We start from the raw sequence: 25720 nt of genomic DNA, 5'->3' as shown, positions 1-25720 counted from the left end.
AGTATTTTTGCACCATGGAAACAAATAGACAGAAAAAAATAGGCGGTGTCATCCAAAAAGATTTGGTTGATATTTTGCAAGGTGAAGTGAGAAAAAACGGAATTAGTAATTTGGTAATTTCAGTATCCAAAGTTAGTGTGACTTCAGATTTATCTGTAGCAACAGTGTATTTAAGTATTTTTCCTCAGGACAAAGCACAAGAAACCTTAGACGGTATAAAATCAAACAGTACTTTGATTAAACATGATTTATCACAACGTGTGCGTTTGCAATTGCGTCGTGTACCTAACTTAGTGTTCTTTATCGATGACTCTTTAGATTATATCGAAAAAATTGATAATGCTTTATCAAACAGAGAGAACCCAATTGAAAACCGTGATCTTTTAGAAAAAAGAAGAAAATCATAAATTGAATTTCCCCCTTTACATAGCCAAACGTTATATTTTTAGCAAAAGTAAAAACAATGCTATCAATATTATTAATCGCATTGCCAGCATGGGAATCATCGTTGGTACAATGGCTTTGTTTGTGGTTTTATCCGTTTTTAGCGGTCTAAAAGTGTTTAGTCTTTCGTTTACAAACGAAATCGATCCGGACTTAAAAGTTACTGCTACTTTAGGAAAATCATTTTTGATTTCGCCTGAGCAGCAAAATCAAATAAAAAAGATTGAAGGTGTTGCTTCCTACACTAAAATTATTGAAGAACGTGTTTTGTTTTTGTTTAAAGACAAACAGCAGGTTACCAATTTAAAAGGAGTAGACAGCAATTATGTTGTTGTGAATGACATTCAGAAAAAACTGTTCAACGGGCAATGGCTTAAACCCGATACGTATCAGGTGGTTATGGGATACGGAATTGCCAGAGACTTTTCTATGGGAATTTTAGATTTCGAAAACCCATTGCAGATCTTCGCTCCTAAACCTGGAAAAGGTGCTTTTGAAAATCCTGAAGAAGCATTTAATAAAACCGATGTTTTACCTGTTGGAATCTATTCTATAAGTGAAGATTTAGATTCAAAATATGTATTTGCCGATTTAGCTTTAGCGCAGGAATTGTTATTGTATAAACCCAATCAAATTTCCGGAATTGAATTAAAGCTAAAACCAAACGCAAATGAAAGTGCAATCATAGCTAAACTTAACGCTATTTTTCAAAATAAAATTACAGTAAAAAACAGAGCACAATTAAATGAGTCTTTGTATAAAATGCTAAATACAGAGAATATAGCAGTATACTTAATTTTTACGCTGGTTATTATAGTAGCACTTTTTAATTTAGTTGGCGCGCTTATCATGATGATATTAGATAAAAAAGGAAATCTTAAAACACTTTTCAATCTTGGAACAGAAATTAGCAGTCTTCGTAAAATATTTTTGCTTCAGGGAACTTTACTAAGTTTTTTTGGAGGTTTGATCGGATTGGTGTTAGGTATCATACTCGTACTTTTACAGCAACAATATGAATTGATTATGATTACACCAACCTTGGCCTATCCTGTTGTTTTTACGGTAGAAAATGTGCTGATCGTAATGACCACAATTGTAATTCTTGGATTTGTAGCTTCATTAATTGCCAGCAGCAGAGTAAGTAAAAAATTACTGGATTAATTATTTCTTCCCAAAAAATATTACTTATATTTATCGTCATAAAATGCTACAGCTTATGATTGTTTCTGCCTAATCCTAATTTTATCATCTACATCAATTAGGATACTTCCGTTTTTTTATTAAAGTTCAGACTATCGAGACTGAACCAATTTATTATTTATCCTAACATATCATGACAGAAACAATTATAAAGAAAAGTTTATTTTCTAAAATTTTCACTACATTAAAATTAGCCATCAAAGGCGATGAATCCTTTGACTATACTTCCGGCAGCATCAAAAAAGCAGTTATTTTATTAGCCATTCCAATGGTTCTGGAAATGATGATGGAATCGGTTTTTGCTTTAGTTGATCTCTATTTTGTCGGGCATTTAGAACACAGTAGTTTTGCGATACAAACTGTTGGCTTAACGGAATCTGTGTTAACAATTATTTACTCCGTTGCTATTGGAATGAGTATGGCAGCAACCGCTGTTGTAGCACGACGAATAGGAGAAAAAGATCCGGTTGCAGCCGCAAAAGCCGGAATGCAGGCCATTATTATTGCTTTTGCAATAAATGCTATTATGAGCATTCTGGGTTTTATTTACGCCAAAGAAATTTTAATGTTAATGGGTGCTTCGGCAGACGCAGCAGAACATGGTTATCATTTTACGCAAATCATGATTGGCGGAAGTTTATGCATTATGTTATTATTTCTAATTAACGGAATATTTCGTGGAGCAGGAAATGCAGCCATTGCAATGAAAAGTTTATGGATTGCCAATATTTGTAATATTATCTTTTGTCCCATTTTTATAAACGGTTTGGGACCAATTCCGGCTATGGGATTAACAGGAGCAGCAATTGCCACAACTTTAGGAAGAAGTATTGGAGTATTGTATCAGCTGTATCATTTGTTTTTTGGCAAAGGAGCTTTAAGGATTATTGCATCGTATTTTATTCCTGATTTTACACAGATAAAAGCATTGGTAAAAATTGCAGCTCCAGGAGTTTTGCAATTTGTAATTGCGTCCTGCAGTTGGATTTTCCTTGCAAAACTAGTTGCCGATACAGGAGGCGATCATGGTTCTGCAGGATATCAGACCGCGCTTAGAATTATGATGTTTTTTATTCTTCCGGCTTGGGGACTTAGTAATGCTGCAGCTACTTTAGTAGGGCAAAATTTAGGGGCCAAACAAATTGACCGTGCTGAAAAATCGGTGTATACGACAGCAAAATACAATGTTATTTTCATGGCTGTGATTATGGTTATTACGCTGGGTTTTGGTCAATATATAATTTCATTTTTTACCAATGACGAACTTGTAAAAGTAATAGCTGTTGAAGCATTGCAAATTATGAGCATAGGATTTATTTTCTATGGAATCGGAATGGTGTTGATTAATACTTTTAACGGAGCAGGCGATACGTGGACACCAACGGGAATTAATTTCTTTGGTTTTTGGCTGTTTCAGATTCCGCTGGCGTATGTTTTAGCAATGCAATTGAATATGGGACCAAAAGGTGTTTTTATTGCCATTCCCGTAGCAGAAACCGCAATAACGCTGGCGAGTATTTATTTTTACAAAAGAGGTAAATGGAAGCGTATTCAGGTTTAAATTGCTGATTTCAGCTTTTAGATTTTGAAATGTGTTGACTTTTAACTTTTTTTAAGTAGATGTGATTTACTTGGCGTAAGATTTTGATAACCAGTACTTAGAGGCAGTATTAAGAGCGAAAAAAACAGAAAGCGAGATGTGAATCTCGCTTTTTTTGTAAAAATAAGGTTTTTAACATTTAGGCTTGTAGGAGCTTGTAAATTAAAACTTATTTTTGTGTTCGAACACACATATCTCATTTTATGAAGAAATATTTACTTGTTTTTTTACTCATCACGACGTTTACAAATGCTCAAAATAAGATTGCCTTACAGTACGATGTTGCAGGAAACCAAACCAGCAGAACTTTAATATGTATCAATTGTCCACCTGAAAACGAAGAGAATCCAAAGGATAGTGAAGAAGTTGAGGAAACTGAGGAACCTAAGAAAGAGGAAAAAATTGAAGAAAGCATTGTAGAGACCCCTTTTCAGGATGCAGCGATTTCATACTATCCTAACCCTTTAAAAGAAGAATTATTCATTGAATGGAGAGAAATGTCTGAAGGGAATTATGTAACGACAGTTACTGTTTATTCATTATCCGGTCAGTCGGTAAAAAAGCAACCGGTAGATAAAGAAGCAAACAGTCTCACACTTCCGTTTAGGGAATATCCCGCAGGGGTTTACATTGTTTTGATTTCATATAGAAATGGAGATGAGAGAACGATTAAAATTATGAAGCAGTAGATTACGCATGAAGAAACTTTACTTTACAACCACCTTATTACTTTTACATTTATTCATTACAGCACAAACAAGTCCAACAGGTTCTTCTACAGAGGTTGGTATTACCGAAGGTGCACTCACTGTTTCGTTATCCGGAGCAGCAACGTATGCTGTGCCCATTGCGGTTCCTCCAGGGATTAATGGCATAGTTCCCCAGATCAGTTTGGTTTATAACAGTCAAGGCGGTAATGGCAATGCCGGATATCGCTGGAATATTGCAGGAGTATCCAGCATCACCCGCATTGCCGCTACAAAATTTCATGACGGACAAAATGATCCTGTAGATTTTGACAGATTAGATCGTTTTGCACTTGACGGGCAGCGCTTAATCGTAAAATATGGAACAGGAGGTTCTTACGGAAGTATGGCAACTGTTTATGAAACAGAGAGTTTTTCAAAACTTAAAATTACCTCATTTGGAGTTCATCCGGCTGGCAAAAAATTTGGGCCTTCTCATTTTATTGTTGAATATCCCGACGGCTCAAAAGGATACTATGGTACTATAGGAGGTCCCGGTTCTATTATGGAGTGGGCCATCTTGTTTTGGGAAAATCCGCAAGGAGTCCGACTTAGTTATGAATATTCTTTGACGAACAGTACATTAGATATAACAGCAATAAAATACGGATCACTTGGCAGTACTGCACCACTCAATGAAATCAGGTTTAATTATGTACCAATAGGCAGAAAAGAAGAAGCGTATGTTGGCGGACGTAATATCACAAGAACCAAAATACTAAACAGTATTGCTATTTTAAGTTCCGGTGTTGGGTACAGAAATTATACTCTGCAGCATCAGGCAACAACTAATTCTTTAGGATACAAACAACTATTGTCTATTACAGAAAGCAACGGTGATCATTCTAAAAGTTACAATCCAACAGTCTTTGAATACTATGGCAGTAAGCAAAAAATAGCGCCCATTTCTTCGGTATCAACCCTTCCGATGGGAGAAATAAATGCTCTGAATTCAGCAACAATAGCCGGAGATTTTGACGGAGATGCCAAGATGGATTTTGTGCTCTATCCCCTAACAGGAAGTAACGCAAAGAAAGAATTTAGAGTTTTTAATAATTTAACTAAAACTTCAAGAGTGACTCCGGAGACGGTTTCCTGTGGTTTATTTCAGGAAATTTTCACTTCAAATTTTCTTAGCAGACAAGGCAAGATGTTTCCTTTTCAGGGAATAACAACTGTTCAGAATGCAGTAAATACGAAAGCTGTAAATTTTAATACCTACATTAAATCTCCACATGGATTTGGCGTGTATGCAACAAAGCAAGTTACATTTCCCGTTAGAAATTTTTATAGTGAAATTTTGAAAAAAAATCAGGATAGAGCTCAGGAAAAAAAATACTATAGCGGCGATTTTAACGGTGATGGCATAACCGATGTAATAGCGGTAGATAAGGAAATAGCACATTACAGTTCTGCTACAAAACTTACAAAATATTATTCTACTGGTAAAGTATACTTTATAGACTTACATTCGGGACAAAAAACAAATTTCTGGAACGAAACAGGTACGTTATCTGAATATGTTCGTAACGGCGGATTATTACCCAGTAAAGACAAAATCGAAACTTTTGATGCGAACGGTGACGGTAAAACTAATATTCTGCATTTTAAAAAAGGCAGCGTATCAGTCTATACTTTAGATGATGCTAACCAGCTACAGCTTTTATGGAAAACCACTGATACTGATATTAATGTAGACCAGCCCATATTACCGGGAGATTATAGTGGCGATGGTAAAATGGAATTTATTCTGCCAAAAGCCGCTGGCGTATATGCGACAGACTATTTTAAATTTACATCAAACGGATATGGATTCGAAAAAACGGTACAAAATTACGGTGGGCTTGTCAATTGGGGTAACACATCAGATAAGCAAGGTACTACTGGCTGTACGCTAATTCCTTTGGATATAAATGGTGACGGTAAAACAGATATTGTACAACTCAGATCATTTTATACTAACGCTTCGAAGGTAGGGCGAATTTTAATAAATGTTTTTGGAAATAATGGTGCAGCGTTCAACAGTGCTATCGAATATGATACAGGCGTTCAGACTACACTCAAAAGCTTTGCAATCCCTGTATTTTTATCACCTAAAACGAACAATCAGTATTTTGCTGTGGGAGCTATCAGCAACAATCAGTTGTACACTTTTGATTCTCAGTATGATTTTAATACCGAGATGCTCATCAAAAATATTACTACCGGAAATGGGGTTAAAGAAACCATCACGTATCATTCGCTACAGGAAGATCCTTACGAACCCGTTTATGTTCCAACGCCTGAGGTAGAAACCTATCCGAATATCGATATTACTGTTGCTCCAAACATTAAAATTGTGACTAAGATCGAAAAGGAAAGTGCTTCCGCCAAAAAGAGTCAACTGTTTTTTTACAGCGGTGCAGTTACCAATACTATTGGTTTAGGATTTTTGGGATTTCGAACAACATCCAGTACCAACTGGTTTGAAAAACACTCCGATATTATTTCTACTATCAAAAGAAATGATATAACCTTAAGAGGAGCCAATACGCAAAACTTCACCGTATTGGGTTTGCATGTTCTTTCGACCCCGATACCTAGCGATTTTATTACGAAATCGAACATATCTTACCATGCTGAACTTTTGCCTAATAAAGTATTTAGACTGCAAAACATAAGAACTTCAGAATTTAATGCACTGGATGACACCACCACCGAAACGGCTATAACGTCCTTTGATGCCAACAGTAATCCGCTGCGATCTGTTACTGTTTTACAAGAGTCCGGAACTACCGTGCAAACCACTGTTTCAGAAGTGAGTTACGAAGCTGCTGCTTCCTCACCTTATGTAGTAGGAAGACCTTCCGGTAAAAAGCAAAGCGTAACCATATCCGGAGACGTAATGACCTCAGAAGAAGAGTATGTATACCAAAATAATTTATTGACTCAAATCAGGAAAAAAGGGCACAATACAGAGCATATAACAGAAGACAATACCTATGATGCCTTTGGTAATATTACGCGAAAAACCATTACAGCTTCCGGGCTTCCGCCAAGAGTTACCCGTTATGAATATGATTTATCGGGACGTTTCTTAACAAGAAGTATTGACGTTGAAGGCTTATCAACATCGTTTGCATACGATGTGCATGGTATGTTACAGTCTGAAACCAGCCCTTACCTTTTAAACACCTCTTATGAGTATGATACGTGGTTTAAAAAAACAAAGACTACTGATTATTTGGGCAAAAAGAATCAATACGATTATGCCCGAAACGGACAGCACACGATTATTACCAGTACGGCAGACGATGGCAGTGTAAGCGAAGAAACCTTTGATGAATTAGGAAGAAAGATAAAAGCAGGAAGCAAAAACATCATGGGAAAATTTTCTTATGTTGATTATGCTTATGATATTCACGACCGAAATTATAAAGTAAGCGAACCTTATTTTGGCTCGGGTGCTACGCAGTGGAATGAAACCAAATACGATAGTTACGGCAGAGTAAGTCAGCATATCTCTTTTACAGGAAAAGTTACAGATATTACGTATTCAGGATTAACGACCACAGTAAATGATGGTACAAAATCGAAGTCTTCAACCAAAAACGCCATAGGCAATGTGGTTACGATGACAGATACTCCGGGAGGAACAATCAGTTACACGTATTTTGCCAATGGTAATTTGAAGGAATCAGAGTATGCAGGTGTAAAAACTACGATTTCGCAAGATGGCTGGGGCAGAAAAACCAAACTAACAGACTCGTCTGCGGGTACGTATACCTATGAGTATAACGCGTTTGGAGAAACTATAGCCGAAACAACGCCTCACGGTACGACAACTTATACCTTAGATCCGGTGGGTAAACTGGTACAAAAAACGATTTCCGGTAATAATACGAATTCTAAAACAACCTATACGTACGACACCAGATCTAAATTATTGCTAAGCAGTAAGTTTGAGGATTTAACCAACGGAAGCAATACCATTCTAAACAGCATTGCATATGATGTGGTAAAAAGAATAATAAAAACACAGGAAGTAACACCTTATGCTGTATTTACCAAAGAGATTAACTATGATAATTTCGGACGTGTGAATACCGAAACTTCTACCGCATTTTCCGGTGGAAATGCAAGTGTAAAAACCATAAAAAACACCTATAAAAACGGAGCGCTCTGGCAAATAAAAGATAATGCAACTAATATTATTTTATGGCAGACCAATGAGGTAAACCCAAGAGGACAGCTCACTCAAGCCCAAAGCGGAGGAACAACGGTAACGAATAACTACGATAGCTTTGGATTGGCCTCTGAGATTAAATACGATGTAGCGGCAACTTCGAAAAATATTGTAACACTGCAAACTGTTTTTGACAACAAAAGAGGCAACCTGCTGAGCCGTACCAATAGCTTGTTTAACAGTGCTGAAAATTTTCAGTACGATACACTGGATCGCTTAACAGAATTTACGAATGCTAAGGGTGAACGTGAAAAACAACACTACGACGATCAGGGCAGAATTACAGAAAACAGCTTGGGAAAATACAGCTACACTGTAAAAGCAAAACCCTATCAGAATGACTCCATTTTGGTTCGAACCGAAATGCTGGAGCATTACCTGAAAAGACCGCTGCAAAAAATAAGCTATAACACCTTTAAAAGACCTGTAGAAATACAGGAAGACAAAATAGACAAAATAAGCTTTGACTACAATGACGATCACAACCGTACCACTATGTTTTACGGTGGTTTGCAGGACGATAAAGAAGAACGAACCTACAGAAAATACTACTCGGCAGACGGTAGTATGGAAATTAAACACAATACCGTAACCAATACTTTTGAGTTTGTTACCTACATAGGCGGAGACGGGTACACAGCTCCCTTAGCTCTCAAAAGCGATGGCAGAAAAGAGACGTTTTTATATCTGCAACGCGATTATCAGGGTTCTATCGTCTCGATAACAGACAGTTGGGGAGTGCTTATAGAAAAACGATTGTTTGATGCCTGGGGTGCTATCGCCCAAGTGCAGGACGGAAACGGCAAAACACTCACTGGATTAACCGTTTTAGACAGAGGTTATACAGGTCACGAACACCTGCAAAGTGTCGCGCTTATCAACATGAACGGACGTATTTACGATCCTCAATTGCATAGGTTTATACAGCCAGATAATTTTGTGCAGGATCCGTTTAATACACAAAACTTTAACCGTTATGGTTATTGCTGGAACAATCCTTTGAAGTATACGGATGCTAGTGGGGAGTTTGTTTTTGTGTCTGTAGCTGCAGCTATAATTGTGGTTAGTGCCGCTGTAAACGTCTATCAAAACTGGGGAGATATAACCGGAAATACGGGAAAATTTTCTAATATAAATTGGGGTAAATTTATTGGATATACAGGCACCGGAGCTGCTGCAGGGGCGCTTACAGTTTATGGAGGTCCATATGGAGTAGTAATGGGTGCAGGATTTCAAAATTTTAGTAATTCATTAATTAATGGTAGTGATTTTACAACTACCTTAGAAAATACAGCATCAGGTGTTATAAATGGATATTTAACAATGGGTATAGGAAAGGGGATGGATTTAATTTTTCCAAATGGTATGTTCAATTTTAATAGCTCAATTTTGACGGGTGCAATAAATAATACATTTGGAGGTATGGTATCAGGCTTTTTAACAACATCAATTATAACACATGATTTAAATGAAGGCCTTAAAGTTGCTACTAATCCAGTTAATATTGTATCAGCGACGATTTTAGGAGGTTTAGACGGTGCAATGAAAGCACCTAATGCAATGAAGGCACCAGTTGAAGTTCTTCAAAAAAAACAGCCTATTTTAGAGTCATTACAATTAAAATCAGTTCCTATTAGAAGTTTACCTCAAAATGTAGTAATTCCTCCAACTGGCGTTTTTGTACCACAAAGAACAGTGATTCCCAAAAAATATAATTACAATTTTTCACAAAATAAATTTAAAGGTTAATATTATGGATAAAAAATATCACATTAGCATTGTAATTTTCGTCTTTAGTTTGGTAGTACTTTTACTAACGAATAAGATAAATAAGCGTAATGCAGAAAATTCTTTAGGAGATTATGATTTCGCAATTGGTAATGTTGAAGCTTATTTTAATAGAGGAACAATAGGTTATAATGCAGGAAAAAGTTCCATTTCTTATTCATATAAAGTAAACAATATTCGTTATATAAATAATTATGATATGCTACATTATAAACTACCTTACTCACCCAACGTTAATGATAAGTTTGTTGTTGCTTATAATAAAAACGATCCTCAAAAAAGTTTATTATTAGGGGATTACCCAATTAACAGTAATGAAGATTTTAAGGCTTTTGTGAAAGGAAGTAAAAACTTTAAGATCAAATTTTAAAATGTTTATGAAAGAACTTTTTAATCTGGGTGATCATACAAAAATGATTACATTAATTTTCGGAATTATTATATTGCTAATTAGTTTTTATTTAATAAAAAACTTTAAAACAATTGATATTCAACTTAAGTTTTTATTATCCATAATAATCCTAGGATTAATAGCAAGTATTTTGTCAAAGAAAGAACAAGATGAACAAGTTACAGTATTGAAGAATAATTTTTCCTTAACAACAGGAAATATAGAGACATACAACATTACAAATTTAAAAGGTAAGGGAGATATAGGGAATTCGATAAAATATATTTATTCAGTTGATGAACAATATTTTGTTAATTCTTATGGAGAAAATTATTATGTTAAAATTCCACAAGATAAACCTGATTTAAGCATATTATATTTAGTGATTTACGAAAAGACAAATCCTAAAAATAGCTTTATACTTTTAAATTATCCTATTACTTCAACGGAAGATTTCGAACGCTATAAAGAAATGTTTAAAGACAAAATTCCTGCCAACGCGATTAAACAAGATTGATAGGGTTACAAGTAGGTTATTCTTAATTTAAAGCATCTAATATATTTACATCATGGTAAAATTTTTAACCTCAATTTTTACAATTTTATGTTTTAGTTCATGTATCAGGTATAATGAATATGGACATTATAGAGTTGGTTTATCAAGGTTTACTATCATTCCAAACACAGACAATAGAGCTTATGCTATAATTGATACAAATGTCATTTATAGATTTGTTAAAGATGAAAGAATAAATATAAGTGGTTCTGGAAAACCAAGATATTATAAATTCTATTCAAATGGAAGAATTGCAGAATTTTATGATATTCCAGCAAATTTAAAAAGAGAGTATGTTTTAGAAGCTAAAAAAGGTCATATGGGGTATTACCAACTAAATCAAAGCAACATTATTGTTCAATTTTATAATAGTAATGCCAATGCATCTGAACTCTTAAGCCAAACATTAAATTTAAAGGGAGATACTTTAATTTTTAATTATAGAGGAGTAGAAAATTCATCTATAAAATCATTTTTTATAAAAGAGAGTGTTCCTAATCATGTTCTAATTACTAAACCAGATTGGTAGTTATATAATTTTTTTTGTTTGCATTTTATATTGATGTCCTCAATATGAAATTTTAAATACATTGACATCATGTTAAAATTTTTAAGGGGTTTAGTATTGTGCATGATAATTTCATGTAATTCAGTTATTCATAATAAAAAAGATTTAATAGATCCTAAAATGGTTGCTAGTCAAGTTATACCATTAAAATTAAATGGGTTCTATTATTGCGAGTTATCAAGACCAAATAATGAAAATGTCAATTCAAAAGGAATTATGACATTGCTTTTGTATAAAGATGGATACATCATAAATGACGGAATGTATTTTGGAAATTCTGCAAATTATTGCACATCAGTTAATAATAATGAAAATTCATTTTTAAATTCAATATCCAAATATAAATCGAGGCTCAAATTACTTGATGATGTTAAGTTTAGTTCTTGCAAGATTAAGAATGGAGATATCGATGGCAAAGGTCTGTTTACAATAAAAAATGATACAATTGTAGTACAATATTTCAAAGCAGAAATGAAGAACGAACAGAAAGATTCTTTCAATGATTATTTTTTATACGAATTAAGAGGAGTTATTATTAATAACGAGTCATTTCGTTTAACAAAATTAAAAGATTACAGAAGGAATAAAGAAGAACAAATAGATCAACTATACAAATTTGAAAGTGATGAAAATTTACCGAACAGAGAAAATCGATTTCTTTAATTCACCATATGATTCGTGATGCAGAATTCAAAACCAATCTTAAAATTGTAAAGATATACTGAATTTAAAACTTCAAATACATTTACATCATGGTAAGGAAAATTATTTTATACACAATTACAACAATGCTTTTAATAGGGTGCTGTTACAATGGAAAAGTTTCTGAATATGGTCTTCCAAGAAGAGATATTAAAAAATTGGAAAAACCAATATTATATGAAAAAATAGACACATTGGCATTATACAAATTAACGAGTAGCTTTCATATTAACTATCTCACAAATGAATACAGTTATTTTGAGAAAAATGATGATAATGTATATCCATCGACTAGTTATTTGAAATTTTATCCTAATGGGAAGTTAGGTCTTTTTATAATTCCTAAAAGTGACACTTTAAAATTAGAACGTTCTTTTTTTGATCCTCAAAGAGCTAAAATGGGCTACTATTATATTAAGGATAACGTTATTAAAACTCGTATATCTACTATAGGTGATTGTTCCTTGTATTTAAGTAATAAAAAAGGAGAAATAAAAGGAGATAAGATTATAATAAAAGATAAGAGAGGATATGGAAATATTTATATTAAAAAATATGTTCCTAAAATCGTTTTAGAAAATTGGAAGCCTGATTGGTAAAATTAAATATTTTGAATATAAGCTTTTATAAAATGAATGGGTCTTCGAAAATCAATCTTGGCATTGAAAAAGTTATTATCAATATAAACCATCAAATACATTTACATCATGGTAAAATTCATAAGCTTGTTTTTCTTGGTAATATTTATTTCTTGTAGTACTAAAACAAGAACTTTAGAGAACAAAATTACAGATGTTCCTCTTGACAATAAAGTTTTTAAAAATAAAATGTTCTTTGAATCAGAACTATTTAATCAAATTGATACAAATACTGTTTACAAAGAAGAGTTTGGTTATCAATCTAAAAAAAATAGCTTTGAAAAAATTAATAATTTAAAAGAATATCAAAATCGTTCCGTTCGAGGATATTATAGATTTTATTCAAATGGATGTGTTAATTATTTTTCGTTTCAAGATTTTGATGAAATAACATTTTCAAGTTTAGCCCCTAATTTTAATGGTCAAAGAGGTATCATTTACAGTGAAGAGAACGTGATAAAATTAGATCTATTTACGATCATTGGCTATAGTTTTAAAAGAGATTACGGAATTATAACAAGTATTTTAAAAGTAAAAGGAGATACTCTTTTTGAAAAGAAGTTAACAAATCCTTCTTATGTAAATGTGTATGTAAGAAGAAAGATTCCCAAAGAGTTTTTAATTTATAAGCCAGATTGGTAATTTTAAATATTTTTTCATTCACATTTTCTTATTAATGCTTTCAGTATAGAATTTCTAATACATTTACAAAATGGTAAAAAGGCTTATATGTGTATTAATTATTTTCTTATCTATGGAATCCTGTTTTAACTATTATTACATTAAGGAAGATGAAGATAAGGAACGAATTTTGAATCCGGGTTTATTTTCATTTAATCAAAAAATGTCATTAGAAAATTCTAAAATAATTGATACCACCTGTTTATATTTACAACTATTACCATATAATAGTTCAATATCAGAAAAAGAAAATCCAGGGATTATGATTTTTCATAATGATGGGACATATGAATCCAGATCAAAAAAATATTTTAATATTTCCTATAAGAAAAGCTCGGTATATTATGGAGGCAAATTTATTTTAGATGGAAATACCTTAAAGATACAGTCATTTTATCCATCGTCAGGAGGAAAAACAAACTATTTTGATAGAGTAATTTGTCAAGGTAAAATAAACAATGATACAGTAGTGATTAAAATATTTAATCATAATAGAGTCTTTTTAAAAAAGAGATATGAAGATGTTTTTGGTAAATGAAATCATATTATGATTCTTTAATTTTAGATATTTAGAAAAATGAATATAGAACAAGTAATCCTACTTAATAAATATGGACAGAATGTTGTAGATATTGAGGATTTGATACTATTATTTGATTCGCTTAACTTAGATGATCAGAAAGAGTATTTGAATAATTTGCTTTTCTTTATTTTACAATCCAGAGTTCAAGATGAAGATATTGAACCAGCGATTGAAAACAGTAAATTAAGAAGAACATTTACACCATGTGTGATAATTAAAAAAGGTGTCAAAACTCATAATCTGAAAAGGTTAATAGATCTTCCCGATAATGAACTCAAGAAATCTTTGATATTGCTCTTGAATTTATTTAAAATAGCTTATCGGAAAAGATTCGAAACAGAAAAAGGAGATAGATATAAATGGTGGTATTGGGATTTATCAAAAGAAGAAAATGTTGAAAAAATTCTCAAATAAGTAGTATAAATTTTTGATTTAAAAGATATCGAAAAGACAGACTTGGTGCTAATCAACCATTATTAAGAGCACTTTACGATAAGCATTAATACACAAAACCCGTTGCCTGAGAACAAACCGTTCTGGTGTAATCAAAAAACGATTTTCCTAGCCCAGACAGCAGCGGTATCCTTTTGCTTGCTTCTTTAGCAAGGAAAAGATACAAGCGTATGGCTGGAAAAAGCTCCTAAAAAAACTACTGATTTTTATACAAATTCGTACCCTTCGTAAACGCGCTCGATTTCCTGCATGATAGCAAAAAGACCTTCGGGATCATCGGTTGTTACGAGTTTTTGTTTGTATTCTTTGAAAGAGTGAATCCCTTTGAAGTAATTGGTGTAATGACGACGCATTTCTACAATTCCCAGACGTTCGCCTTTCCACTCCATAGACCACGTTAAGTGATTTCTGGCAGCCTCTACACGATCAATAACCGTTGGAGCAGGTAAGTGTTCTCCTGTTTTAAAATAATGCTTGATTTCATTGAAAATCCACGGATAACCAATTGCAGCACGACCAATCATGATACCGTCGATACCGTATTCATTTTTATATTTTAATGCTTTTTCAGGATTGTCGATATCGCCATTTCCAAAAATAGGCATTGTAATTCGGGGATTGTTTTTTACGCGCGCAATGTGGGACCAGTCAGAATGACCTTTGTACATTTGAGCGCGGGTTCTGGCATGAATGGTTAGCGCTGCAACACCAATGTCCTGAAGTCTTTCGGCCACTTCATCGATATTGATAGAATTATCATCCCAGCCCAAACGTGTTTTTACTGTTACAGGCAAATCGGTACTACGAATAACCGCTTTGGTTAAACGAACCATTAAATCAACATCTTTAAGAACACCGGCACCAGCACCTTTGCAGACTACTTTTTTTACCGGACATCCGTAATTAATGTCAACCAAATCAGGTTTTACAGCAGAAACAATTTTAGACGAAAGTGCCATTGCTTCTTCATCTCCGCCAAAAATCTGAATTCCAACAGGACGTTCGTAATCAAAAATATCAAGTTTCATTCGGCTTTTGATAGCATCACGAATTAATCCTTCAGACGAAATAAATTCAGAATACATTAAATCGGCTCCGTGTGTTTTGCATAATCTGCGAAACGGCGGATCGCTCACATCTTCCATAGGTGCGAGTAATAAAGGAAATTCAGGTAATTCTATGTTGCCAATCTTGACCATCTTCAATATTTTTTGCAAAATTACAACATTTAGTTCAATTTGTACCAAATTGAGGTTCAAAGGTTTTTTTGTAAAGGTTCTAAGGTTCAGAGTTACAAAGGTTCAAAGGTTTCTTTACAATCTGCTAAAAAACTTTGAACCTTTGTCCCTTTGTTGCTTTGTCCCTCACAAACCCTTTGCTCCTAACTCCTGTAATCAAAAAAACGAATTGGTTTTCTGTTCATTGGGTTAAAAACCAGAGGGTTTAAAGTTTCTTTTGAGGCAAATTCTATTCTTGGAGTTACTCTTAATTTGGCTCTGAAATGGTCTTTGATTTCCTGTAAAAATTCAGGGGTTTGATTTTTTACGGCAATTTTAATCACGATTTCATCGGTACCTAAATCGTTGGTAGAAATTTCGATAATGTGATTTTCGATATTATCAAAACCACTCAAAACATCATTCATTGCTGGTGGATAAAGTGTTGTGCCTTTGTATTTTATCATTTGTTTTTTGCGTCCAATAACCGGACCAACGCGCACGGAGTTTCTTCCGCAAGCACAAGGTTCAGTGTGTAATTGCACAATATCGCCTGTTTTAAAACGCAATAATGGCATGGCTTCGATACCTAGAGTTGTAAAAGTCAATTCGCCGGCTTCGCCATTTTTTACAGGATTATTATTTTCGTCAAGCACTTCGATAATAATTAATTCCGGATGATGATGACCTCCAACGCCATGTTCACATTCGGTAAAGGCAGTACTCATTTCGGTCGAAGCGTAAGTAGAGAATAATTTAATGTTCCACTTTTCGGTAATTTTTTCAGATAAAGTATTCATCGAAAGATCAACATTTCGGAGTGATTCCCCAATGCAAATAGCGCCTTTGATACTCGAATTGTTATAATCGATTCCGTGCATTTCTGCGTACTCAATAAGTTTTAGTAAAAAAGAAGGAACCGTAATTAAATACGACGGTTTGTATTTTAGAATAGAATCCCATTGCAATTCCGGTATTCCTGCACCAACGCGAATAACGCCAACTTTTAGTTTTCGCAGCCCTAAGAAATAAGCCAGACCTGCCATAAATTTTCTGTCGATTGTAGTCATTAATTGTACCACATCGCCTTCTGCAATTCCGGCGCAGGCAAACGAAATGGCTTCATTATACGCTAATCGGTCTAAGTCGGCATCGGTTAAGCCAAAAGTAACAGGATCACCCAAAGTACCGGAAGTAGAAGCGTAGTCGATGATCTGATGTTGCGGAACGCATAAAAAATCGTCGTTGTATTGTTGTAAATCTTCCTTGGTCGTAAGCGGTAAATGTTGTAAATCTTCAAGGGTTTTAATTTTTGAAATATCAATATTTTGTCCTGCAAAAAGTCTTTTGTAAAAAGGAGAATGCTGACTGATGTATTGTAAAAGTTCGGTAAGTTTTTGCTCTTGAAAATTTTTAATTTGTTCTAAAGAATCCTTTTCTATTGCTGGAATCATGTTCATTTTCTTTTGAGTTTTTTTAAATATTTTTCAATTGCTTCTTTGTCAGGAACAGTTGTAATTTCTTTTGTTAATGCTTTTTCAAAATTGTTTTGTGCCAATTGAAAGTATTTTTTTTGATAAAAATACAATCCGGCTTTGTAATAAACCACCCAATGATCGGGGTTTAGAGATTGGTAATTCTGAATAAATTCAAATGGAATTGCCGTTTTATTTTTCAAATATAAATCTATTTTGCGGTCTTCGATTTTAAATTTTTGATAGTTTTTGAATGTTGTTGTTTCTAAGAACGGATCTTTAGGAATATTCAGATTTTTTTGCGCCAGCGAGGTTTTAAGGTCGGATTTTCTTTCCTTAAAAATAGAATCGAGATTGTAGCAAACGAATTCACCCAATTGATACGGATTAGAAGAAACCCAAACCAGTTTTTGTTTCGGTTTAAAAATAACGCCGTGATGCGCCATTAATTGATTTAGTGCTTTTTCGTTGCCATAACCCAAACATTTGTTTTGCAAACCTTCTTTGTTTCTTAGAATCTCTGATGCAATTTTAGGATTGATTTTAGGATTTTCGCTAAAGAGTTCCTGCATTCTTTCGTAACGGTATTGAGAGTGGCTGTTGGTTATTTGTAGTTGGTTACGTTCGTCATTTTTGAGTGCATCACTCTGAAAATGATTTGAGCACAGTAATTGATTTGTATTAGGCACATCGTAAACACCCCATTTTTCAGGAGAAACCTCGATTAAAACCGCTTTGTTATCCTGCGCACTTCCCACCATTATGGATTCTGAAACAAAGACTTTTCTTTTTTTGGCGATTGCAAGAGCCTCGTCAATATTTTTGGCGTGTTGTAATATTTCACGCGTCAGTATAGAAATAGGCGTTTTGGCACTAAGTGGAATTTTTGATTTTGATGCGTTTATCGTTACCGTTAAACCTTCTTTGTTCATTCCGGAAACAGCACCAACCATACCGGGCCAGGTAACCATCATAAACGGATATCCTTCTTTTGGATCTATGAAAGCAACCATTTTATTTTCTGCGAAAGCATCATTTACATAAAAGTCAAAATTACGTCCGAGGATTAAATTCCCATCCTCTGATTTTTCTCCCCAAGCGGCAAAGGAAGAACAACCTACCAAAGCCAGATCCTGCAAGGCGTGACCAATATCGTGTGCTGCATGCAGGTATAAATTTCGCTGATATTTAGGGGCTAAATTGTCGAAATTATTAGAAGAATATTGCGAAATACCATAAATCTCTGCCTGATATTCGTTTGGAACATTTAGATACAATTTTCGATTGTACCATTTTAAAAAATTCCGAAGTAATCGTTGTTGAAATTTAGAAGGAACAATATCTTCGATTCTGGAGAAAAATATTTGCTGTTGTTTTTTTAAAAGTGAATCAGACAAAGCGCCGGTCGCAAGACCAATCTCAAGTGGATCGCCTTCGACATACAATTCCCAAAGACCTTGTTTGTTTTTTAGCAGCGTATTTTTGCCGGAGCTAAAACTGCTGTCGGATTGTTTGGTAACAATAGGCTTGGCGTCATTGTACTGTGAAATGTCGGGTAAATGGTTTTTTGATTTTGCGGTTCCGCAAGAAACCAGCATCAATATAAAACCGATAAAGAAAAGTGTTGTAATGCGATTCTTCATACCTCTTTTTTTTACTCAGATGCTTTATTGATTTTAGTTACCAGATATTCTTTACCCACAATTTCAGAACAGGTTACAACAGCGCCAATAGTAACACCTAAAACGCCATGCATGTTGATGCTTTGTCCGGTAAGATAAAGATTGTCGAGTTTGGTTTTTGACGGAATCAAAGTCTTCATTGGGTTGCTGGAATCTTTGACGTAGCCGTACATATTTCCGTTATGACCGCCTATGTAATCCCGATACGACAAAGGTGTCGAATTATGAATAGACTGAATACAGTTTTTTATTCCCGGAAATTTAACTTCAATTGCTTCTAAAAATTTAGCGACTTTACGTTCTTTAAACTCCTCGTAACTTTCGCCACGATCATTTTCTTCAACGGTGGTGTTAAACGTATCCATCCAAGGTGCGACATCATCATACTTCATGTAGGTAATGCAAGTCATTCCTTCTGCCCATTCTTCTTGTTTTTTGGAAGCATTCATAGAAGCCATAAAAGCTTTTGGCCATGAATTTTCGTCATAATCATGAGCGGTCCAGACTTCACTGCTTTTTTTGAAATGGTAATGATTGTGATTGATGTATTTGAAAGTTTCGGGCTTAAAAACAATGTACACGCTAAAGGCTGAAATAACACCTTCCAGACTTTGAATTCTGCTGAAAAATGATTTTCTGAAGTTTTCTTCACCAGCCAGTTTCAAAGTTGTTTTGGGATCGATATTTGAAATAAAATGCGAACCAAAAACAGTTGTTCCGTCTTTTGTTTCTACAGAAGTTACTTTGTTATTTTCGACATTAAAACGAGTAACGTCTTTGTATTTGTAAAACTCGCCGCCGTGTTTTTTGAGCTGTTTTAAAAGCTGTTTCGTAATCTGACTTCCGCCATTTATGCATCTCCAGGAGCTTTGAATATAGGAGTTTACAGAAAGGGCGTGAACATAAAAAGGTGACTTATCTGCAATTCCCGCATACAAAAAGTTGGTTCCCGCTAAAACGGCCTGAAGCTTTTCGTTTGATGTGCTTTCGTCGATTATTGTTTTAGCATTTAACTCTAAAATTGAGTTGTCGTATTTGCCTTCCCATTCTAAATTGTAGAGCGGAAACGAGGTGCAAATCGAGCGTATTTTTTCGCAATATTCCTGAAGATTTTCTTTTTCGTCCGGAAAAAATTGTTCTAATTGGTGTACAAAATTCTCATATCCCTGAGCATGCGGATATTCGTTAGGATCATCTTCAAAGGAAATAATATCAAAGCCATTTTCATCTAATTTTTTTAGATTTAAATGATCCATGATGCCAAGATATTTAAAGTATTTATACAAATTCTGACCTTCTGCCAATCCTCCAATGTAGTGGATTCCGGTGTCAAAAATGGTTTTATCACGTACAAAAGTTTGTAAATTTCCGCCGTATTGATTGTTTTTTTCAAGTACGCAAACACTGTAGCCTTCTTTAGCCAGGATAATTGCCGAGACTAATCCGCCAAGGCCGCTGCCTACAATAACTACGTCGTAATGCTCTTTCATTTGGAAATTTTACTTTTTTTATTGGTCAAATTTAACTTGTTATGCCAAACAAATTACTGTTAGGCGCTATCGTCTGGATACAAAATTATAGCGTTCAGAATTGAACACGAATTTCACCAATTTTCACCAATCTATTTAGGTAAATTTTGGTTTCTGTAATTGATTTCAAAAATTTGATTCGTATCAATTCGTGAAATTTATGTTGATTTTAAAATTATGTGTAAACTGTAGCTACTAAACGCTTTTTTATTGTTTATTTTTTCTTTAAAACGATTATAGCTTTTTCTTCAACAATGCATTCAAAACCAAAATTAATCAAAGTGTTTTTTAAATCCGGATTATTCAGCAAAATAATCGAAGAAGTAGTAGTAGAAACGATTTTCTCTAATGGTATATTGTGGTACTCGTCAGAAATTAAAACAACGTCGAATTGATTTTCCAGTGTCGTTTCAATATTTTCGAGGTACGTAATTTTTCGTTTTTTTAGAAAGTAATTGGTTTTGGCAATCGCTCGTTTTTCTTTATCATTATTAAAAGAGTACACTTTACGCTGCGGTTCCTGCAAAGTTAACAGCACATCCAGTTCTCCATGATCTTTGGATAAGTGCAAAATTTTGGCTTTCGCCGAAATATACTGGTTCAATCGATGATAGATTTCTAAATTCTGGTTTAAGTTAGCTTTGACCTCTTTTACGATTTCAATTTCTTTGTAATCAAAACTGTGCACCAGCATTTTTTTAAAGTATTCCGGGCCTTCTAACTCCTGACGAACTTTATGGAATTCAGCTTTGAAAAAAGTACTCAGCAGTTTTGTTCTCTCGGTATAATTTTCTCCAAAAGAACGATTGTCCGGCGTAATTCTTTCCAGAATAGAAACCGTTAAAAAACTATGATGAATCACAAAGTCGCCTTTTGGAATTGCCTCTGAAGCACCATGAATCAGAACAGGAACAATGTCTAAATTAAATTCTTCTGCCAGGTAAAAAGCACCTTTATGAAAACGCTTAATCTGATTGCTCTCTGATCGTGTTCCTTCCGGAAAAATCATAAGCGAATACCCTTCGTTTACTTTTTGTCGTAAATGCTCAACGCCGCCTTCAAGTCCTTCTGAAACGGGATAAAAACCTGCTTTTCGAACCGTACCGCCAAAAATAGGAGAGTTGTAAACCCAGTCATTTACCAAGAATATAATTTTCGGACTCAGCATTCCCATAGCCAGAATATCGATAAACGAAGAATGATTGGCAATAACGATGGCTGGTTTTTCGAAATTTTCATGATGTTTGTTAATCACTTTCAAACGCATAAAAGGGCCCGAATGCAAAACCGATTTCATAAATTTAGAGATGAAATAGCGGAATGCTTTCATTTTTGTTTTCTCTTTTATCGGGATAATCGGCATGATGATTATGCTGAAAAGCGACATTAAAATCCCGCCCATTCCGTAATAAAAAAACGAAATTATTCCGTGTAAAAATGTTCTCAGTACAAAAGGTGGATTGCCTTTTTTAGATCTGTTCGAGATGAATAATTTGAATAAAATCGGATAGAAAATAAACGTAATAATCAGGGCTGCAAAAACTCCAATCAGCGAAACAGATGAAATAGATCTTAAAGCAGGATGTTGTGCAAAAATCATAGCACCAATTCCTAAAATAGTCGTAATAACAGCCAGAATGATCGAGGTTCTGTAAATCGCAATTTCATTTTTCCCTGTTGTATATTCTTTCTGAAGTGCGCTGGTCATAAAAATGCTAAAATCGACTCCATGACCAAAAATAAGCGTACAAACGATCATACTAAATATATTCATCTGAATACCAAAAATGCCCATTATTCCTGCTGTTACAATTCCCGTAAGCGCAATCGGAATGCAACTAACGATTACCAATTCGATTCTTCTAAAAAAGAAAAACAAAATAAGAATTACGGCAATAAAGGAATAATTAACAAGCGAATTGAAATCGGTCTTTAGAGTGCTGAAAAAGGTTTCATTCATTTGCTGACGGTCAATGGCAATAACATTCTCTTTTGTTAAAGCTGCTTTTACAAAACCGTCACGTTGCTGAGGTGTTACTTTTACTAAAGTCGAAATCGTGTAAAACCCATTTTTTTCGGTTACAAATTCGTGTAATTGTAAAGCCTGAATTTTTAGATAATCGGCAGCAGTGATAGGTTTAAAATCAAAATTTAAATGCTCGTAAAAAGCAGTGTAAGTAGAAGGTTTAAATCCTAGTTTAGTCCCTTCGCTAATTAACTGCGATTGTAAAAGCTGTTTTTTATGAGCATCCCAAAACGAATTCCATTGTTCAATTTTTTGTTTCTGTGCTGCTTGCGAAAGCATAATGCCACCTACAGAACTAAAATTCAGTATTTTGTTTGTCTGCTTTTCTGCCGTTAAATCAGCAAAAAGTTTGGTGTTGTTTTGAAGTACTTCCTCCATACTATTTCCGTACGAAGCAACGTATATGGTTTTAGAAGTTAAACTCGTGCTTTCTTCCAGATCTTTTTCAGCAGCTTTAATTTCGTTTGGAATAAAGTTCAATTGTGAAAGATCATTATTGAAGCCTACATTGTTGTAAGTGAAAAAGCAAACAATCGTAATCAGAACACAAAAACCGATTAAGAATTTATTGTTATGAAACGAGAAATGTGCCAACTTGTCGATAGCATTTTTCTTGTGTTCAAAATTATTTTCTTTTGGTTTGTATAAATGAGGAACAATCAAAAGTGAAAAAATTGCCGAAGCCATTACAATAACAGCAGCAAAAATACCCAAATCGTTTAGCGCATCTGATTTTACAAAAAGCAAACATAAAAACGCAACCGCTGTTGTAGAGCTGCTCATTATAACGGGCATGGTAATGTCTTTGTACAATGTTTTTACGTCGCTGTTGTGCTTGTAATGGGTAAGAATGTGTAGCGAATAATCAATCGTGATTCCGAGTAAAATAGAACCAATTCCAAGGGAAATAGCAGAGATTTGCTCTTTTATAAAATATAAAAATGCGACAGCAAACAACGCCCCAAAAACGGTTGGAATAAAAATGATTACAGGAATTAATATTTTTCGATAAAACAGAATCAAAATCAACATAAGCGTAACCATTGCTATTGTTGTCGTTAAAATGATATCGCTTTTAATCTGGTTGGCATTGGCAACGGCTATCAAAGCAGAACCAAAATAACTGATAGACGTTTTGGTTTTAAATTTCTGATTTAGATTATCCTGAATCGATTGTAGTTTTGCTGCAAACAATGTATTTTTTTCGGTCTCGCTTGAAGGCAGATTAGAGGTAATAAAAAGCAATAGTTTCTTTTTGTCCTTGGTCATTACAAAACCATTGTCTAGCGTAAAATCGTCACCAACATTTAATTGCTGTAGTTTTTTCAGCGCTATAAACGAAATACCAAGCGGATCTTGAAGAATAAAATCTTTGGTAATAAATCCTGACGGCGATACAATCGATTTGTAATTGCCCTGAACCGTTGCTGCAATACTGTCTTTTTGAAGCTTATTCTCAATAGCAGCATAATCATCATGATCCAGAAACAGCGGTAAATTGTTGTAAACAAAATCGATGGTTTCCTGAATGTTTTCTTCGTCAACTTTTCCCTGAATTCCGTTTACATAAGGTTTGCAGGATTGCGCAACGCTGTCTGAAAATGCAGTTGCCATTTCTTTTAAATCTTCAGGCGTACCGTTTTTTTTCAGTTTAAAAATCACGGTAATTTTATCGGCAAAATTGAGCTGTTTTAGCACTTTTGCAGTAACATCAGATTTGTCGTTTGTTGGAATAAGTTTTGTAATATCTTCTTCAAACTTAATTTGAGAAGCAAAAAAGCCAAACACTAAAAGCATCAAAATCGCCAATACAACCGACAAAGATTTTCTGCGGTTTACAAATAAGTGAATAGCGTAAAAGTAGTGATGCATATTATTTTATTATTTTTCGCAATGACTCTAGTTATTAAGAGTAGGCGAAGAAATTCACGAATTAATTTGTGCTAATTAGTGAAATTTGTGTTGAATAAACAAGTCTAAATTTCTTTTTATCCCGATAACTATCGGTCGTGCCAAAACATTACATAACATTCGTTTTATTCTTAGTACTAAAAGCCGTTAAAAGTAAATAACTTAAAAGACCAATTAATAAAGCTGAAACAGTTGCTAAAGTAAGACTTCCGACTATATATTGTGTTGCATTTTTTTGAATATCATCTAGTGTAAGTGAGCTGTCTAAAACCAGTGGAGCATCAGCTGAAACAAAAAAGCTTCCCATCTTCAAAGAACCATAAATGATTAAAGGAATGAAAGGCGGAAAACTCACATTTGAAGCCAGATACGCAATGACTTTGTTGAGCCTGAATAAAGCAGCAAAAGTAAAAAGCAAGACGGTTTGAAAACCCCAAAAAGGAGAAATTCCAATGAAAACACCCAAAGCAATGGCTGCTGATTTTTTGAAATTAGAATCAGAACTTTCTAAGATATCTTCGAGAAAGAATTTTTTAAAACCTTTTTTTTTTGCTCTTCTGAAAAAATCCCTAGGTTTAATGTATAGTAATGCATTGATTACCAAAACAGTGTTTAAAATACTGATGCGGGTAAAATCCTTAAATGGACGAAAATGCGAAACTCGTTCTGCCGGATCATACAAGATCTGAATTGGAATGTTTTTTACTGTAATTCCTTTCCATGCAGATCGTACAATCACTTCAATTTCAAATTCGAATTTGTTGGTGTAAAATCGTTTAGGAATCAATTGCAAAGGATACAATCGAAAACCGGATTGTGTATCTTCCAGACGAATGCCGGTTTCAAACCAAAACCAGAAGTTCGAAAATTTATTCCCGAAACTACTCTTCTTTGGCACATTTTCCTGCGTCATGTTTCGGCTTCCGATTAGAAGCGAATTGGGATCGTTTTGAATTTCGGCTATAAAAGCGGGAATGTCAGATGCAAAATGCTGTCCATCAGAATCGATCGTAATGGCATATTCAAAGTCAAGTTCGATAGCTTTTCTAAATCCATTTCGCAATGCTCTGCCTTTTCCGATATTTTTTGGATGATGAATTTGTGTGTACTGCGAATATTGTTTTAATATTTCAGTTGTATCATCAGTTGAGCCATCATTTACGATAATAAGATTGGGAGTGAATTCTAAAATAGAATCCAATACTTTTTTCAAGGTTTTGTGATTGTTGTACGTGGGTACAATAACACAAAAACGTGCTGAATTTAATAGTTCTTGCTCTGGTAAAGAAAGGTTCATGGGGG

19 protein-coding genes are annotated in these 25720 nt (G+C 34.2%); 13 read left to right on the top strand and 6 right to left on the bottom strand.

The annotated features are described in order from the left end of the window. Window positions 1-14: 14 nt before the first annotated feature. The 13 genes from rbfA to B0A66_RS04940 all read left to right on the top strand — a co-directional run bounded on the left by rbfA (window position 15) and on the right by B0A66_RS04940 (window position 14539). Window positions 15-407, top strand: coding sequence for a 30S ribosome-binding factor RbfA (gene rbfA / locus B0A66_RS05000; protein ID WP_089048760.1), 393 nt, complete (start codon window positions 15-17; stop codon window positions 405-407). A 1-nt stretch (window position 408) separates the two neighbouring features. Next, entirely contained in the window at window positions 409-1608 is a 1200-nt protein-coding gene (locus B0A66_RS04995; protein ID WP_089048759.1) for an ABC transporter permease, read from the top strand. Between the two features lie 172 nt (window positions 1609-1780). Beyond that, the gene (locus B0A66_RS04990) at window positions 1781-3208 is read left to right on the top strand and encodes an MATE family efflux transporter (protein ID WP_089048758.1); all 1428 of its coding nucleotides are present in this window, start codon (window positions 1781-1783) and stop codon (window positions 3206-3208) included. Between the two features lie 242 nt (window positions 3209-3450). Continuing rightward, window positions 3451-3936 (top strand): T9SS type A sorting domain-containing protein, encoded by a 486-nt coding sequence (locus B0A66_RS04985; RefSeq protein ID WP_089048757.1) that lies wholly within the window; start codon window positions 3451-3453, stop codon window positions 3934-3936. A gap of 7 nt (window positions 3937-3943) precedes the next feature. Then, on the top strand, window positions 3944-9967 hold the full coding sequence (locus B0A66_RS04980; protein WP_089048756.1) for an RHS repeat domain-containing protein: 6024 nt from the start codon (window positions 3944-3946) through the stop codon (window positions 9965-9967). A 4-nt stretch (window positions 9968-9971) separates the two neighbouring features. Beyond that, window positions 9972-10376 (top strand): hypothetical protein, encoded by a 405-nt coding sequence (locus tag B0A66_RS04975; protein ID WP_089048755.1) that lies wholly within the window; start codon window positions 9972-9974, stop codon window positions 10374-10376. A 7-nt stretch (window positions 10377-10383) separates the two neighbouring features. Then, window positions 10384-10914 (top strand): hypothetical protein, encoded by a 531-nt coding sequence (locus tag B0A66_RS04970; RefSeq protein WP_123868208.1) that lies wholly within the window; start codon window positions 10384-10386, stop codon window positions 10912-10914. A 52-nt stretch (window positions 10915-10966) separates the two neighbouring features. Further along, the gene (locus B0A66_RS04965) at window positions 10967-11482 is read left to right on the top strand and encodes a hypothetical protein (RefSeq protein ID WP_089048753.1); all 516 of its coding nucleotides are present in this window, start codon (window positions 10967-10969) and stop codon (window positions 11480-11482) included. Between the two features lie 159 nt (window positions 11483-11641). Then, window positions 11642-12184: a hypothetical protein gene (locus B0A66_RS04960; RefSeq protein WP_123868207.1), complete on the top strand. Its 543-nt coding sequence runs from the start codon at window positions 11642-11644 to the stop codon at window positions 12182-12184. An 89-nt stretch (window positions 12185-12273) separates the two neighbouring features. Further along, window positions 12274-12822, top strand: a complete 549-nt coding sequence (locus tag B0A66_RS04955; RefSeq protein ID WP_244283388.1) for a hypothetical protein — start codon at window positions 12274-12276, stop codon at window positions 12820-12822. A 135-nt stretch (window positions 12823-12957) separates the two neighbouring features. Beyond that, a complete protein-coding gene (locus B0A66_RS04950; RefSeq protein WP_123868206.1) occupies window positions 12958-13503 on the top strand; it encodes a hypothetical protein in 546 nt (181 codons plus the stop codon). A 70-nt stretch (window positions 13504-13573) separates the two neighbouring features. Further along, window positions 13574-14080 (top strand): hypothetical protein, encoded by a 507-nt coding sequence (locus B0A66_RS04945; protein WP_123868205.1) that lies wholly within the window; start codon window positions 13574-13576, stop codon window positions 14078-14080. 39 nt (window positions 14081-14119) lie between these two features. After that, complete coding sequence (locus tag B0A66_RS04940; RefSeq protein WP_089048749.1) at window positions 14120-14539, top strand: DUF5958 family protein; 420 nt, start codon at window positions 14120-14122, stop codon at window positions 14537-14539. A gap of 245 nt (window positions 14540-14784) precedes the next feature. Here B0A66_RS04940 and dusB read toward each other — a convergent pair whose 3' ends face one another. The 6 genes from dusB to B0A66_RS04910 form a co-directional block, all read right to left on the bottom strand. After that, on the bottom strand, window positions 14785-15777 hold the full coding sequence (gene dusB, locus B0A66_RS04935) for a tRNA dihydrouridine synthase DusB (protein WP_089048748.1): 993 nt from the start codon (window positions 15775-15777) through the stop codon (window positions 14785-14787). A 182-nt stretch (window positions 15778-15959) separates the two neighbouring features. After that, window positions 15960-17249 carry a phenylacetate--CoA ligase family protein gene (locus B0A66_RS04930; RefSeq protein ID WP_089048801.1) on the bottom strand — a complete coding sequence of 430 codons (1290 nt, stop codon included), beginning with the start codon at window positions 17247-17249 and terminating at the stop codon, window positions 15960-15962. Between the two features lie 2 nt (window positions 17250-17251). Continuing rightward, window positions 17252-18913: a C45 family autoproteolytic acyltransferase/hydolase gene (locus B0A66_RS04925; RefSeq protein ID WP_089048747.1), complete on the bottom strand. Its 1662-nt coding sequence runs from the start codon at window positions 18911-18913 to the stop codon at window positions 17252-17254. An 11-nt stretch (window positions 18914-18924) separates the two neighbouring features. Then, a complete protein-coding gene (locus B0A66_RS04920; protein ID WP_089048746.1) occupies window positions 18925-20442 on the bottom strand; it encodes a phytoene desaturase family protein in 1518 nt (505 codons plus the stop codon). Window positions 20443-20695: 253 nt separating this feature from the next. After that, complete coding sequence (locus tag B0A66_RS04915) at window positions 20696-24379, bottom strand: 1-acyl-sn-glycerol-3-phosphate acyltransferase (protein ID WP_089048745.1); 3684 nt, start codon at window positions 24377-24379, stop codon at window positions 20696-20698. A gap of 148 nt (window positions 24380-24527) precedes the next feature. After that, window positions 24528-25715 (bottom strand): DUF2062 domain-containing protein, encoded by a 1188-nt coding sequence (locus B0A66_RS04910; protein ID WP_089048744.1) that lies wholly within the window; start codon window positions 25713-25715, stop codon window positions 24528-24530. Window positions 25716-25720 lie beyond the last annotated feature (5 nt).

It is taken from the genome of Flavobacterium hercynium, assembly GCF_002217285.1.
Classification (GTDB): domain Bacteria; phylum Bacteroidota; class Bacteroidia; order Flavobacteriales; family Flavobacteriaceae; genus Flavobacterium; species Flavobacterium hercynium.
Note: the sequence above shows the minus strand (reverse complement) of the source record. Positions and strands in the feature narration are given on the sequence as shown.

Excerpts from the sequence above, each read along its gene's own strand:
- B0A66_RS04985 (WP_089048757.1), top strand. The coding sequence starts at position 3,451 with ATGAAGAAATATTTACTTGTTTTTTTACTCATCACGACGTTTACAAAT.
- dusB (WP_089048748.1), bottom strand. The coding sequence starts at position 15,777 with ATGGTCAAGATTGGCAACATAGAATTACCTGAATTTCCTTTATTACTC.
- B0A66_RS04975 (WP_089048755.1), top strand. The coding sequence starts at position 9,972 with ATGGATAAAAAATATCACATTAGCATTGTAATTTTCGTCTTTAGTTTG.
- B0A66_RS04945 (WP_123868205.1), top strand. The coding sequence starts at position 13,574 with ATGGTAAAAAGGCTTATATGTGTATTAATTATTTTCTTATCTATGGAA.
- B0A66_RS04965 (WP_089048753.1), top strand. The coding sequence starts at position 10,967 with ATGGTAAAATTTTTAACCTCAATTTTTACAATTTTATGTTTTAGTTCA.
- rbfA (WP_089048760.1), top strand. The coding sequence starts at position 15 with ATGGAAACAAATAGACAGAAAAAAATAGGCGGTGTCATCCAAAAAGAT.
- B0A66_RS04915 (WP_089048745.1), bottom strand. The coding sequence starts at position 24,379 with ATGCATCACTACTTTTACGCTATTCACTTATTTGTAAACCGCAGAAAA.
- B0A66_RS04920 (WP_089048746.1), bottom strand. The coding sequence starts at position 20,442 with ATGAAAGAGCATTACGACGTAGTTATTGTAGGCAGCGGCCTTGGCGGA.
- B0A66_RS04980 (WP_089048756.1), top strand. The coding sequence starts at position 3,944 with ATGAAGAAACTTTACTTTACAACCACCTTATTACTTTTACATTTATTC.
- B0A66_RS04930 (WP_089048801.1), bottom strand. The coding sequence starts at position 17,249 with ATGATTCCAGCAATAGAAAAGGATTCTTTAGAACAAATTAAAAATTTT.
- B0A66_RS04910 (WP_089048744.1), bottom strand. The coding sequence starts at position 25,715 with ATGAACCTTTCTTTACCAGAGCAAGAACTATTAAATTCAGCACGTTTT.
- B0A66_RS04960 (WP_123868207.1), top strand. The coding sequence starts at position 11,642 with ATGGTTGCTAGTCAAGTTATACCATTAAAATTAAATGGGTTCTATTAT.
- B0A66_RS04970 (WP_123868208.1), top strand. The coding sequence starts at position 10,384 with ATGAAAGAACTTTTTAATCTGGGTGATCATACAAAAATGATTACATTA.
- B0A66_RS04955 (WP_244283388.1), top strand. The coding sequence starts at position 12,274 with ATGGTAAGGAAAATTATTTTATACACAATTACAACAATGCTTTTAATA.
- B0A66_RS04925 (WP_089048747.1), bottom strand. The coding sequence starts at position 18,913 with ATGAAGAATCGCATTACAACACTTTTCTTTATCGGTTTTATATTGATG.
- B0A66_RS04990 (WP_089048758.1), top strand. The coding sequence starts at position 1,781 with ATGACAGAAACAATTATAAAGAAAAGTTTATTTTCTAAAATTTTCACT.
- B0A66_RS04940 (WP_089048749.1), top strand. The coding sequence starts at position 14,120 with ATGAATATAGAACAAGTAATCCTACTTAATAAATATGGACAGAATGTT.